Here is a 13373-nt window from a genome sequence, read left to right as displayed (position 1 = left end):
ATCAGAGACTGGCCAGGCGCATCAGGGCGCCGGCATCGTTTGCGTGTTCAAGCCGCCACAGCGCATCGATCAGCGGTTGGGGGGCACAACCGGATCGGCCATACGCGCAGAGTTCACGCAGTTTGTCCTCCAGGCGCCGATCACTCAGAGGCGCCTGCAAGCTGCCGGTACAGCGTTCGATGAAACTGCTGAGGACCTGGCCCGAGCGGAACAGAACGCGCACCTGCGCCGACTCCACCGAGCAGGTTGCGTCATCGATGAAGTGCACCCGCCCGTAGAGCGCCCGCAGGCGCGGATCGGCGACGGCGGCGTCGCTGAATTCGGCCAGCCCGGCGCGTCCGGTTGCCAGGCTCACTGCCACGGCATGCTGCGCGCTGACCTGGGACTGCCGACCAAGCGTGATAGCCGGACGGTCGGTGCGTTGACGCAGCAACGGATGGCCGGTGAGTTCGATGCGTTGAATGTCGTCCAGCTGCCAATCGCGGTCCTGGGCCAGTTCCAGGCATGCCTGAATCACCGGATTAAGCACCACGCCACAGGGATAGGGCTTATAGGTATTGGCCAGCAATTCCCAACGTTGGCCCAGGTCGGCGCCGAGCGGTTCAAGGCGCGGCGCTTCGCCGAAGACCTTGAGAAAGCCGCGCTCGCCCTCCAGCGGCTGGTCTGGGCCGGCAAAGCCGTCTTGCGCGAGCAATGCCGACAACAGGCCATTGCGCGCGGCATTGCCGACGCCGATGCTTTTCGCCGCACTGCCCAGGGTTTCCACCAACCCCGAGGCCTGGGCGCTGGCATTGCCGAAGGCCCAGACCAGTTGCCGGGCATCCAGGCCGAGGATCTTGCCAGCCGCCGCAGCCGCTCCGAACACCCCGCAGGTGGCAGTGATATGCCAGCCACGGCGGTAATGCTCCGGGGAGATCGCCATGGCCAGGCGGCACTCGATCTCGACACCGAGCACGAATGCCAACAGCAGTTGCTCACCGCTCACCGGCCGGGTCTGTGCCAGGGCGAACAGCGCGGCGGCCACCGGCGCCGTCGGGTGCAGGATGGTCGGGATATGGGTGTCGTCGTAGTCGAAGACGTTGGCGCTCATGGCATTCAAGGCGGCGGCGTTGAGCAGGTCGAGCGCTTCGCCACGGCCGATCACCCGCGCCTGCCCGCCAGCGTTGAAACGGCCGAATAGCCGGATCGCCTTGATCACGTCCGGGTCACTGCAACCAGCGAGCGCCACCGCGAAATAATTGATCAGCGCCCGCTGGGCTTCATGGCGCACCGGGCCGGGCACGTCGGACCAGCGGGTCGCCTGGATGAACTCGGCCAGCTGCAGGCTCAGGGTCTGGGTCATGGTGCTTGTCCATTCTGTTCGTCGGAGGGACGCATTGATGTTCGGCTGGCCTTCGATCGTCAGTTGGCCATCCAGCCGTCATCCACCGGCAAGGTCGCGCCGGTGATCGACTGCGCCGACTCGCTGCACAGAAACACGATCAGGTCCGCCACATGGTTGGCGTCGATGAATCGCCCGGTGCCCTGCTTGCCTTGCAGGAACACCCGTGTGGCGGTCTCGCGATCCAGCTGCTGTTGCGCCATCAGCTCGGTCAGGCGGCTGTCGATATTGGGCGTGAGCACCGAACCTGGGCAGACGGCATTGCAGGTGATGCCCTGGCCCAGGGTTTCAACGGCGATCGCCCGGGTCAGGCCCAGCAGCGCGGTCTTGGTGGTGACGTAGTCGATGCGATTGGCGATGGCCCGTGAGCCATAAGCGGAAGACAGATTGAAGATGCGTCCCCAGCGCCGTTCACGCATGCCGGGCAATACCAACTGGCTCGCCCGAAACGCGGCAGTGAGGTTCACCGCCAACGCCTGCTCCCAGCGCGCCAGGGGCAAGTCTTCAAGCGGGGCGAAATGCCGGACCACGGCGTTGTTGACCAGCACGTCGACCCGGCCCGCTACCTCGATCAGTTCGTCGATCTGCGCGGCCTGCGACAGGTCGGCCTGCACGTAGCGCACCCTTACGCCGTAGGCCTGCATCAACTCGGCGCAGGTCTGGCGCAGCTCGTCCGGCGCCGCCAGCCCGTGCAGGACCACCTCACAGCCGGCAGCGGCCAGGGCCTTGCCCATGGCCAGGCCGAGGCCGTCGGATGACCCGGTGATCAGCGCAACGCGGTCCTTCATGGCTGCGCTCCGCTCGCCTGGATGTGCACGGCGAACGAGGGATCACCGGCATCGACTGCGGCGAAACGCTGCATCACGTCCGGGTCATGGCCGGGGATCACCACGGCGCCGGGGCGTTGCAGCCACTCGCGGATCTGCTCGTAGCCGCGGTACATGTCGGCCAGGCTGTCGATGACCGCGAAGGGCCGGTCCTGCTCCAGCTCGTCGTAATAGTGAATGGCGTCCGAGGCCAGAATGACCGGGCCTTGGGGCATCTCCACGACCACCGCCAGTTGCCCCGGAGTATGGCCGCCGAGCTCATGCAGTTCGATACCCGGGATCAACGTGTTGCGCGGCGCGTCGAGCAAGGTGACGCGGCCCTCGCGGTGCAGCGCTTGAACGAACGCCAGGTCCAGCGGGTCGGCATGGTGCAGGTACTGCGGGCGCTGGCCCATGTCGGAGTTCCAGAACTCGAACTCGCGCCGCGACATGACGATCTGGGCATTGGGGAACAGCCCCAGATTGCCGGCATGGTCGTAGTGCGCGTGGGTCAGCACCAGCAGTTTGACGTCGAGCGGATCGATGCCCAGGCGCGTCAGTGCATCGGCCGGCGCTACCACCGGCTGTCGACGCCGGGCCATGGCGGCCTGGGGGCTGAAGCCGGTGTCGATGACGATGGTCTGTTCGGCGTTGCGAAAGATCCAGAAGAAGTAATCCATGGTGATCTGCGCGTCGGGCTCGTGGTAGGCGCGAAAGTTGTAGTAGCACTCGCTTTTGCTGGTCTGGCGGGTGCCGTAACGCACCACTATCACTTCAGCGTCGGTCCAGTCGGGGCTGGCTGCCGTGGATGGCGTACTCATGGGCGGAACTCCATTGTTATTGTTATCGGGGCGACAAGGGACGGCGCTATTGAGCGCCTCGGGGTTGCCGATCAAGCGCTTGTTCGAGCAAGGGCGCCGCTTCGAGCGCGCCATGGATACCGATGACGCTGACGATCTCGAGCATTTCCATGATTTGCTCTGCGGTGGCGCCGTAGCGCAGCGCATTGCGCATGTGCAATTTGAGGCCCGGCACGTAGAGATGGGTGGCGGCGGCATCAAAGGCGCAATACATCAATTCCTTGACCATGGGTTCCAGCACGCCGGTTCGCCAAGGCACCGAAGAGAACTCGACGTAGGCTTCGAACAGCTCCGGGTCCAGCTCCAGCAAACCCTCCCACGAGCAATGCCAGTAACCGCGGTTGCCGACAAAGCTGCTCTTCAGTGCTTCGCGCCGAGCGTCCAGTGGCGCAGCCCCTTCGCGCAGGCCCTCCTCTTCGAGCACTTCGAGCAGCACCGGCACGCCGACATTTGCCGCATGGATGCCGACGGTGCTGATCAATTCCAGCACCTCCACCAGCTCTTCACGGGTGGCGCCATGGGCCAGCGCCGCCTGCAGATGCTGGTCGATGCCGGGGCGATACAGGTGGGTCGCAGCGGCACTGGCCGCCAGGGCGATGAACGCCTTGACCTTGTCGGGCAGGTGGTTCTTGCGCCACGGCACGGCCGCGAAGCCGGCATAGGCTGCGACGAAGCCGGGGTCGAGGCGCAGCAGGCTGTCCCAGGCCGGACTCCAGCGGCCGCCACCGTGCTCGAAGGCATCTTTTACCTGTTGTTGTCTGGCTGTAAGGTTCATGGCGCTCCTCAACCTGCGCTGCGCAGATAATCGGCGTCGGTGACCGCTTCCTGCCATACGGTCTGGCCGATGGAGGTCGCCGTGTGAACCATGAAGTGCTGGCTGTTGGCGCCGTGCCAGTGGCGTTCTCCGGGGCCGATCCACACCGTGTCGCCCTGGCGGATCGCTCGTGGCTGGCTGCCCTCCAGGCAGATCCAGCCGCTGCCGGCGGTGACGTACAGCACCTGGCCCACCTCATGGTGATGCCAGTGGGTGCGTGCGCCTGGGTTGAACGATACGTTGTTGATCGTCACCCCGTCAGTGGTCGGCATCACCGGGTCGGCCCAGACCACCCCGGTAAAAGTGGCGCCGCGCTGTTCGGACACTGCGCCTTCGACGCTACCGTAAAAGACCTTCATGGCTTGCCCTCTTCTGTCGATTCATGCAGGCGCACGCCGCCGGACATATCGCCGATGGCATCCACCACTCTGTTGCTGATCTGATCGCCGTAACCCAGCGCCACCTGCAGGCCGAAACTGGCCAGCGGGCCGGAAGCGTTGAGCGAGGCAACACCCAGTTCGCGCACGCGGTCGAGGTAAAGCACCACGTCCTTGCTCATCAATTTGCCGGTCAGGCCGCCTTCGAGGTAGTTGCCATCGACGATGTGCGGGAAGCGGTTGAGCGTGGCGAAATTCACCCCGCTGCTGCTGTTGAGCACATCGAGCAGGCGGTGCAGGTCGAGCCCGGCCTTTTTGCCCGCTACCATCACCTCGGCGGTCGCGGCCAGGCTCACCGCATTGAGAAAGTTGTTGAGCAGCTTGGTGGTGTGCCCGGCACCGCTGGGGCCCATGAGGAACACCTTGCTGGCAATGGGCTTGAACACCCAGGCCAGCGCCTCCACCGTGGCCGCATCACCGCCGACCATCAGGGTCAAGGCGCCTTTTTCCGCGGCGGCCGCACCACCGGAGATTCCGGCGTCGATGTACTGCACGCCACGCTCGGCGAACAGGCCGTGCAGGCGCATGGTCGAACTGGCCGCTGCGGTGCTCAGATCCACCACCACCTGCCCCTCGCGGCAGTGCGCCAGCAGCCCGTGCGGACCCTCGACCACGGCCTCGACGACCTTGCTGTCGGGCAACGACAGCAAGACCACGCCCGCCTCGGCGGCGACCTGGCCTAGCGAGGTTGCCAGCTGTGCGCCTGCGGCCTGGACGCGTGTGCTGTCGGTGTCAAGACCGAGCACGTTGAGGCCGGCGTTGACCAGGCAGCGGGTCATGCGCCCACCCATGTTGCCGAGCCCGATGAAACCCAGGGTTGTGTTGTTCACGAATGTTCTCCTCCTATGCAGTGGGGCGGCGGATGCTAGAAATCCACGTCTTTGGTTTCCGGCCCCATGTAGGCACCGAGGGTGCCGATCACCCCGCCGATCACCAGCAGCACCACGGGCGTTACGGTGAACGGCATGAAGTTGCCCAACCAGGCCATGTAAAAGGCGTAGAACGACGGGATGATCACCGACAGGCTGAAGCCGACGCCGAAACCGGTGGCGCGGACGTCGGTCACGAAACGCTCGTTGATGTAGGTCACGATCACGCCCCAGGGCGCGGTCACCAGCACCGAGAGCACGCACACCAACGCCATGACCACCGGGAGCGACAGCCCAGGAACATTGGCCAGCACGTACATGATCGCCGCGCCCAGGGTGGCGATGATCGGCCCGATGATGAGGAAGAACCGGCGTCGGCCGATTTTCTGGCCGATCATCCCCGCGCCGATGTAGCTGAAGAACAGCACCGCATACGCGATCAGCAAGGTGCCGGTGACCTCCAGCCCGGACAGGTGCAAGGTGTTCCTCAGCAGGCCGGTGGGCAAAAAGATGGTGATGATGTTCTGGGTCAGCCAGAAGCCGGTCATCATCACCAACACTTGCAGGAGGTTGCGTCCGCTCTTGCCCTTGAGCAGATCGGACAGCGGCAGTTTGTCCCGCGGTTTGTTGCCGGTTTCGCTCTCCCAGATTTCCGATTCCGATACCGCGTAGACGTAGTACAACGCCAGCACGCCCGCCAGCACCGCGCCGATCACGAACGGAATCCGCCAGCCCCATTGCACGTAGGGCGAGCCCGGGCCGTCCAGCGGGAACAGCATGAACATCAGCATCGCCACCAGGTTGATGCTGACGTAGGCCAGCGGAAAGCCGGCGATGATCAGCCCGCCGACAAAGCCGCGCTGATGCTTTTTCGAGTACTCGATGGCCAGCGGCATGGCGCCTGTATAGCCACCGCCGAGAAAAATGCCGTCGACGAAACGCAGCAGCACCAGCGCCCAATAGGAGGCGATGCCGATGCTCTCGTAACCCGGCAGCAAGGCAATCAGCAGGGTCACCACGCCGAAGCCGGAAACCGAGTAGATCGACGCCATGCGCCGCCCGGTCTTGTCGGCGATCATGCCGAACAGCAACGCGCCGATGGGACGCCCCAGCAGCGTGGTGATGAACACCAGCGAGGCCAGAATCGCCGCCATGCCCGGTGACAGCTGCGCGGGCTGGAAGAAGAACAGCACCGGCGACAACACCACCACCGGCAAATAGATGTCGAACATATCGATGTATTCGGAGAAGAACGCGCCCTTGATGGCGTTTCTTCTTTTCTTCTCGATCGACTGATCGGTTTCAGCCACCGATCTGGCCGGGGAGTAGGTGCTCATGACGTTTCCTTATAGTTATTGTCGGACGCAAGCGTTGAGGGGTGAGTCGGGTCAGGTGGCGGCGGTTTCGTCCTCGTAGGCCTTGATCGCTTGCGAGGCCACCCGAAAGGCCGCCAGGCCCAAGGGCGCGCCGCAATACACTGCGGCCTGCATCAGTACCGCGCGAATCTCCTCGGTGGTCACGCCGTTGCGCAGCGCGCCGCGCACGTGCACGGCGAGCTCATGGTGCTGGCTCATGGCGGTGAGCATGGCGATGTTGATGAGACTGCGGGTCTTGAACGACAGCGTCGGGTCACCCCAGATCTCGCCCCAGCAGTACTCGGTCACAAGCTTTTGCATGGGCCGGTTGAAGTCGTCCGCCGCGGCCCAGGATTTCTCGACGTGGCGGTCGCCGAGCACTTCCTTGCGGTTGTTGAAGCCTTGATTGAAACGGTCGCTGTCTTCCATTGTGGAGTTACCTCATTCGTACGATCGACTGATTGTCATACAACTAAAACGGGTAAATTTTTTTGTGTCAGGACGCCCGCGCCTTCGTCAGCTGCCATAGCCGACCAGGGATTTCACTTCCAGATATTCGCGCAATCCGTATTCGCCCCACTCGCGGCCATTGCCCGAGCGTTTGACACCGCCCACGGGCGCGGCAAAGTCGGCAGGCGGATAATTCAGGTGCACCGTGCCCGCCACCAGTTGCCGGGCCATGTCACGGGCCCGCTGCGGGTCGGCCGATTGCACATAGGCGGCCAGGCCATAGTGGGTACCGTTGGCGATGGCGACCGCTTGCGCCTCACTGTCGTAGGCGATCATCGACAGCACCGGGCCGAAGATTTCTTCCTGGGCAATGCTCATCTCCGGCGTCACCTGGGCGAACACTGTGGGTTTGACGTAGTAGCCCGTGGTCAGGCTGGCCGGGCGGCCGAGGCCACCGGTGAGCAACTGCGCACCCTGCTCGATGCCGCTCTGGATCAAGGCCTGCACGCGATCAAATTGCGCGCGGTTGACCAGCGGGCCGAGCTGAGTGGCTTCGTCGCTGGTCGCGCCGACCTGGTAGCCCTCGGCGGCCGTCCTCGCGATCTGCATCGCCTCGGCCATCAGCGCGCGCGGCACCAGCATGCGGGTGGGGATGGAGCACGATTGGCCGCTGTTGGTGAAGCTGGCGGCGACACCGCGGGTCACAGCATCGTGCAGGTCGACATCGTCGAGCAGGATGTTCGCCGATTTGCCACCCAGCTCCTGCGCCACGCGCTTGACCGTGTCCGCCGCCGTCTTGGCCACCAGCACGCCTGCGCGGGTCGAACCGGTGAACGACAGCATGTCGACGTCGGGATGCGCCGCCAAGGCCGCGCCGACACCTGGGCCGTCGCCGTTGACCAGGTTGAACACGCCCTTCGGCACCCCGGCTTCGGCCAGCACTTCGGCGAACAGCAGGCTGCTCAGGGGCGAATATTCACTGGGTTTGAGCACCATGGTGCAGCCGGCCGCCAAGGCAGGGCCGACCTTGACCACGATCTGATTGATCGGCCAGTTCCAGGGGGTGATCAGCCCGCAGACGCCCACCGGCTCGTGACGAATCAAGGTGCTGCCGAGCGCTTGCTCGAATTCGAAGTGACGCAGCACCTCGATCATCTGATTCAAATGCAGCCAGCCACGGGGCACCTGGAAGTTGCGCGCGAAGCTGATCGGCGAGCCCATTTCGATGCGTATGGCCTGGGCGAACTCTTCCTGACGACGGCGGTAGATGGCGACGATGCGTTCGAGCAAGGCGATGCGCTCGGCAACGCTGGTCCGCGCGTAGCCAGGCAAGGCGGCACGGGCGGCGGCCACGGCAGCGTCGACGTCGGTCGCAGCGCCCATGGCCAGGCGCTCGACCACCGTTTCAGTGGCCGGATCGATGACCTCGAACCATGTTGGCGACGCCGGCTCGACCCAGCGACCATCGATGTAAAAACAGGCGGCGTGAGACATGGGGCAGGCTCCTTCACTCGCCTTCGTTGGCCAGCATGCGGTACATCTCGGTGTGGTCGGTGGTCGGCGTGGCCGCTTCGGCCACCTGCCCCCAGACCTCGATCGCGCGCTGACCGAACGTCAGCGGATAGTCCAGCGCGTCGGACAGGCCCTTGGCGATTTTCAGGTCCTTGTTCATCAGCAGCATGGAAAAGCCCGAGCCGAAGGTGCCGCTGAGCATGAATTGGCGGGCCTTGTTCAACGACGTATTGGTGCCGCCGCTGGAGGCGTTGAGTACATCGACCATCACCCCCGGGTCGATGCCGAAGCGTTTGGCCACATGCAGCGCTTCGACCGTGGCCATCAAGCCTGCCGCCGAGACGAAGTTGTTCAGCGCCTTGGCCGCGTGGCCGGCGCCGGCGTCGCCAATGTGCAGGATGTTCTTGCCCATGGCGTCCAGCACCGGGCGGCAGGATTGCATCACCGCCTCGCTGCCGCCCACCAGAATCGCCAGGCTGCCATCCACCGCGCGTTTGACCCCGCCGGACACCGGGGCGTCGAGGTATTCGAGCGCCACGGCCTTGAGCTTTTGCCCCAGTTCGCGAGAACGCGCGGGCTCCGAGGAGCTCATGTCGATCACCACAGCGCCGGCGCTCAACCGCCCAGCCCAACCATCCGCGCCAAGCAGCACGGCTTCGACGATGTTCGAATTGGGCAGCATGGTAATGAGTATGTCGAGTTCGGCGGCATTGTCGGCCGTCAGCGCGGCGGCGTTCAGGGTGCTCTGCACATCGTGCAAACGACCGGCGTCGGCATCCGCCAGGAAGAGTTCGAAGCCGGCCTTGGCGAGGCGGGTGGTCATCGGCAGGCCCATCATCCCCAGGCCTATGAAGCCGATCCGTCGAGGTTGCGTCATGTTTGTCCCCTACTGGTTTTTATGATTCTTGAAATTCGGGTCGAGGCGCATCATGCAAAACGGCGACATGAGCTTGCCTGCAATGGAAATCAAACTATATTACTGTCATACAATCGGTCAATAGGATAATCTCCAGGTTCCTACCAGCGGCACCTTCGAGGAGTTACGGAATGATTGTTGAAATGCGTACCTACCACTGCGCACCCGGCAGGCTGCCGGCGTTGCACGAGCGCTTCAGCGGCACCACCTTGGGCTTTTTCGAAACTTACGGCATTCGCCAGATCGGCTTCTGGACCACACTGATCGGCCCCAGCAACCATTCGCTGACCTATCTGCTGCAATGGGAAAGCCTGGCGGAGCGGGAAACCAAGTGGAATGCCTTTCAGAGCGATGCCGAATGGATCGCCAAGCGGGCGGCGAGCGAAGCGCAGACGATCATCGTCGAGCGCATCGAGAGCCAGATCCTGACGCCGACGGCTTATTCAGCGTTGCGCTGAAGTGCCTGATGAGCTGATGGCTACCGAGTGCGCCCGTTCAGGACGGGCGCACTCGTTTGCGTCTGAGCGCTATCGGACTGAATGTCCATCGCTGAGGGCCAGGAGTTCGAGAACGTTCTTCGAGGCATTCTCGACATGCCGCAGCGCCGCAGCGCAGGCGCCCTCCTCATCGCGCAGCTGGATATTGCGCACGATCTCCTTGAGTTCGGCCAGGGTATGCGGCATCCGCCCTTCGCGCCCCAGTGACAAGGCGCGCAACAGGCTGACACGGTTGTTCAACTGCTCCAGCATGCCGCCAACCACCCGGCTTTGTTCGATGTCCAGCAGCACATGGTAAAAGCGCCGCTTGATGTCCAGCAGCGCGGCGCCAAGGGTCTCGGTGTGGGACTGCTCGACGAACTCGCCGAACACTTGATCCAGCTCGCGGATATCTTCGTCGCTGGCGTAACGCACGAAGTTGCGTACCGCCAGGACCTCCAGCGCGCCACGCACGTCGTAGATCTGAATGGCATCCTTGGCATCCACCGAGGCGACGTAGGCACCCCGATGCGGCACCTGCTCCACCAGTCCTTCGGCTTCAAGCTGGCGCAACGCCTCGCGCAGTGAAGTGCGGCTGACATCCAACGCGGTGTACAGCTGCTGTTCCACCAGCCGATCCCCGGGCTTGAAGCGCCCCGAGATGATTTCATTGCGCAATGCATCCTGCACTTGGTGGCGCAAAGACGACGCCTGGCGTTGTACTTTCATTCTGTATTCCTGTTGACCTGAAAATTCACGGCGGGACTTGGGGAGCGCAAGCCGCCAGATCGAAGGCCAGGGCGCGACCTTCATGGTTCGGCCCCGGCAAACGCGATCGTATTGTATTACAGCCTCTCACGGAAATTTAAATCTCGCCCGTGGCCTCATGGCAGGCCCATCGATTAAAAAGATATACACTCCCGGTCATCCATAAAAACGTTCACCGAGTAGCGCCGATCATGATGACCCTTCGCCAGATCCGTCATTTCATCGCCGTGGCTGAAACCGGCTCCATCTCCGCTGCGGCCCAGGCGGTGTTCATTTCCCAGTCGACCCTGACCTTGGCCATCCAGCAACTGGAAGAAGAGATTGGCGTCAGCCTGTTCAACCGCCACGCCAAGGGCATGACCCTGACCCACCAGGGCCACCAGTTTCTGCGCCAGGCACACTTGATCCTGGCCACCGTCGACAACGCCAAGCGCAGCCTGCAACAGAGCACCGACCAGGTGGCCGGGCAGTTGATCGTCGGCGTCACCAGCCTGGTGGCCGGGTATTACCTGGCCGACCTGGTGACCCGCTTTCAGCGCGCCTATCCCAATGTCGAGATTCGCGTGCTGGAGGACGAGCGGCCTTATATCGAGCACTTGCTGGTCAGCGGCGAAATCGATGTCGGCGTGTTGATCCTCTCCAACCTCGAAGACCGTCACGCCCTGCAGACCGAAGTGCTGACCCATTCCCCGCACCGCCTGTGGCTGCCGGCGCAGCATCCGCTGCTGGAACACGACAGCATCAACCTTGCGGACGTGGCCCGGGAGCCGCTGATCCAGCTCAACGTCGATGAAATGGACCGCAACGCCCAGCGCATCTGGGCCGGTGCCGGGCTGGCGCCGCGCATCACCCTGCGCACGGCGTCCACCGAGGCGGTGCGCAGCCTGGTGGCGGCGGGGCTGGGGGTTTCGATCCAGCCGGACATGACCTACCGGCCCTGGTCGCTGGAAGGCGACATCATCGAGGCGCGGCCTTTGGCCGACCTGAGCCAGACACTGGACGTCGGCCTTGCCTGGCGCCGCGGCACGGCGCGACCGGCGCTGGTCGACCCCTTTCTGACCGTGGCACGCGAACAACCCAATGGCGGACGCCGGCTATCGATTTAATCGAATGCTGCGTTCAGTATTTAGAATTTGTCGAGCGCCCGCTCGCGCACTAGTCTCTGTGCATCCAGACGCCAGGGCGCGAGGGCGGCTTCCAGGAGCCTGACCTTGCCTACCGCATCCAAGAGAATACGCAAAATGGCCGGTGCCCCGACTCCCCTGTCCACCCTGTTGCTGATCGATGGCGAACTGGTCGCCGGTCAGGGTGTCGCCGAAGCCATCATCAACCCGGCCACCACCGAGGTGCTGACGCATGTCGCCGAGGCCAGCCCCGAGCAGGTCGAGACCGCTATCCTCGCCGCCCACCGCGCGTTCGCCGACTGGTCACGGACCACGCCGCAGCAGCGGGCCAACATCCTGCTGGCGATCGCCGACGCGGTGCTCAAGCACGCCGACCACCTGGCCCGCCTCGAAGCCCTGAACTGCGGCAAGCCGCTGCACCTGGCGCGTCAGGACGACCTCAACGCCACAGTCGACGTGTTTCGCTTCTTCGCCGGCGCCGTGCGTTGCCAGACCGGGCAACTGGCGGGCGAGTACGTGCCGGGCTACACCAGCATGGTGCGCCGCGATCCAATCGGCGTAGTCGCCTCCATCGCGCCCTGGAACTACCCGATCATGATGGCCGCGTGGAAGATCGCACCGGCCCTGGCCGCCGGCAACACTTTGGTGTTCAAGCCGTCCGAACACACCCCGCTGTCGATCCTGGCGCTGGCGCCGGTCCTTAACGAGTTGTTGCCGCGCGGCGTGCTGAACATCGTCTGTGGCGGCGGCGAAGGCGTCGGCAGCCACCTGGTCAGCCACCCGAAAGTGCGCATGGTGTCGCTGACCGGCGATATCGTCACCGGGCAGAAAATCCTCCAGGCCGCCGCCAAGACCGTAAAGCGCACTCACCTGGAACTGGGCGGCAAGGCGCCGGTAATCGTCTGCGACGACGCCGATCTCGACGCGGTGGTCCAGGGCGTGCGCAGCTACGGCTATTACAACGCCGGCCAGGATTGCACCGCCGCCTGCCGCATCTATGCCCAGGCCGGCATCCACGACAAGCTGGTGGCCGAACTCGGCGCGGCGGTCAGCAGCCTGCGTTTCGCCGGCAAGCGCGACGCCGACAACGAACTGGGCCCGCTGATCAGCTCGCGCCAGCGTGACCGGGTGGCCAGCTTCGTCGAGCGCGCGCTGGGCCAGCCCCATATCGAGCGCATCACCGGCGCGGCGGTGCATTCCGGGCCCGGGTTCTTCTATCAGCCAACGTTGCTGGCGGGCTGCCGGCAGAGCGACGAGATCGTCCAACGCGAGGTGTTCGGCCCAGTGGTCACCGTGACCCGCTTCGAGCAGCTGAGCCAGGCAGTGGACTGGGCCAACGATTCGGAATACGGCCTGGCCTCCTCGATCTGGACGCAGAATCTGGACAAGGCCATGCAGGTGGCCGCGCGGCTGCAGTACGGCTGCACCTGGATCAACAGCCACTTCATGCTCACCAGCGAGATGCCCCATGGCGGTCTCAAGCGCTCGGGCTACGGCAAGGACCTGTCCAGCGATTCGTTGCAGGACTACAGCGTGGTGCGCCACATCATGGCGCGCCACGGCGATCACCTGAATTGATGCACACATTCCAATAACGAGCTGCAC

14 protein-coding genes are annotated in these 13373 nt (G+C 64.1%); 3 read left to right on the top strand and 11 right to left on the bottom strand.

Annotated features, from left to right (window positions below; genetic code table 11):
* Window position 1 precedes the first annotated feature (1 nt).
* From AC3WJP_RS23350 to AC3WJP_RS23305, 10 genes are all read right to left on the bottom strand, one after another.
* Window positions 2-1342 (bottom strand): MmgE/PrpD family protein, encoded by a 1341-nt coding sequence (locus tag AC3WJP_RS23350; protein WP_493723192.1) that lies wholly within the window; start codon window positions 1340-1342, stop codon window positions 2-4.
* A 59-nt stretch (window positions 1343-1401) separates the two neighbouring features.
* On the bottom strand, window positions 1402-2169 hold the full coding sequence (locus AC3WJP_RS23345) for an SDR family NAD(P)-dependent oxidoreductase (protein WP_493723193.1): 768 nt from the start codon (window positions 2167-2169) through the stop codon (window positions 1402-1404).
* Window positions 2166-3008, bottom strand: coding sequence for an N-acyl homoserine lactonase family protein (locus AC3WJP_RS23340; RefSeq protein ID WP_493723194.1), 843 nt, complete (start codon window positions 3006-3008; stop codon window positions 2166-2168). The genes AC3WJP_RS23345 and AC3WJP_RS23340 overlap by 4 nt, the downstream gene beginning before the upstream one ends.
* 46 nt (window positions 3009-3054) lie before the next feature.
* Window positions 3055-3822 (bottom strand): carboxymuconolactone decarboxylase family protein, encoded by a 768-nt coding sequence (locus AC3WJP_RS23335; protein ID WP_493723195.1) that lies wholly within the window; start codon window positions 3820-3822, stop codon window positions 3055-3057.
* 8 nt (window positions 3823-3830) lie between these two features.
* Entirely contained in the window at window positions 3831-4220 is a 390-nt protein-coding gene (locus AC3WJP_RS23330; RefSeq protein ID WP_493723196.1) for a cupin domain-containing protein, read from the bottom strand.
* Window positions 4217-5149 (bottom strand): NAD(P)-dependent oxidoreductase, encoded by a 933-nt coding sequence (locus AC3WJP_RS23325; protein WP_493735698.1) that lies wholly within the window; start codon window positions 5147-5149, stop codon window positions 4217-4219. Before AC3WJP_RS23325 ends, AC3WJP_RS23330 begins: the two co-directional genes overlap by 4 nt.
* A 14-nt stretch (window positions 5150-5163) precedes the next feature.
* Window positions 5164-6504 carry an MFS transporter gene (locus AC3WJP_RS23320; protein WP_493723197.1) on the bottom strand — a complete coding sequence of 447 codons (1341 nt, stop codon included), beginning with the start codon at window positions 6502-6504 and terminating at the stop codon, window positions 5164-5166.
* Between the two features lie 51 nt (window positions 6505-6555).
* Entirely contained in the window at window positions 6556-6951 is a 396-nt protein-coding gene (locus AC3WJP_RS23315; protein WP_493723198.1) for a carboxymuconolactone decarboxylase family protein, read from the bottom strand.
* An 87-nt stretch (window positions 6952-7038) separates the two neighbouring features.
* Window positions 7039-8466: an aldehyde dehydrogenase family protein gene (locus AC3WJP_RS23310; RefSeq protein ID WP_493723199.1), complete on the bottom strand. Its 1428-nt coding sequence runs from the start codon at window positions 8464-8466 to the stop codon at window positions 7039-7041.
* 13 nt (window positions 8467-8479) lie between these two features.
* Window positions 8480-9361: an NAD(P)-dependent oxidoreductase gene (locus AC3WJP_RS23305; protein ID WP_493723200.1), complete on the bottom strand. Its 882-nt coding sequence runs from the start codon at window positions 9359-9361 to the stop codon at window positions 8480-8482.
* Window positions 9362-9531: 170 nt separating this feature from the next.
* Here AC3WJP_RS23305 and AC3WJP_RS23300 point away from each other — a divergent pair, with 170 nt between their 5' ends.
* Window positions 9532-9858: an NIPSNAP family protein gene (locus tag AC3WJP_RS23300; protein ID WP_493723201.1), complete on the top strand. Its 327-nt coding sequence runs from the start codon at window positions 9532-9534 to the stop codon at window positions 9856-9858.
* Window positions 9859-9927: 69 nt separating this feature from the next.
* Here the strand turns inward: AC3WJP_RS23300 and AC3WJP_RS23295 are convergent, their stop codons facing one another.
* Window positions 9928-10605, bottom strand: a complete 678-nt coding sequence (locus AC3WJP_RS23295; protein WP_493723202.1) for a GntR family transcriptional regulator — start codon at window positions 10603-10605, stop codon at window positions 9928-9930.
* A 230-nt stretch (window positions 10606-10835) separates the two neighbouring features.
* Here AC3WJP_RS23295 and AC3WJP_RS23290 point away from each other — a divergent pair, with 230 nt between their 5' ends.
* Both AC3WJP_RS23290 and AC3WJP_RS23285 read left to right on the top strand, forming a co-directional pair.
* Window positions 10836-11750, top strand: coding sequence for a LysR family transcriptional regulator (locus tag AC3WJP_RS23290; protein ID WP_493723203.1), 915 nt, complete (start codon window positions 10836-10838; stop codon window positions 11748-11750).
* Window positions 11751-11885: 135 nt separating this feature from the next.
* Window positions 11886-13346, top strand: a complete 1461-nt coding sequence (locus tag AC3WJP_RS23285; RefSeq protein WP_493723222.1) for a gamma-aminobutyraldehyde dehydrogenase — start codon at window positions 11886-11888, stop codon at window positions 13344-13346.
* The last annotated feature ends 27 nt before the right edge of the window (window positions 13347-13373 follow it).

It is taken from the genome of Pseudomonas sp. GW821-FHT01A09, assembly GCF_058986725.1.
This window is presented reverse-complemented; position numbering and strand designations above follow the sequence as displayed.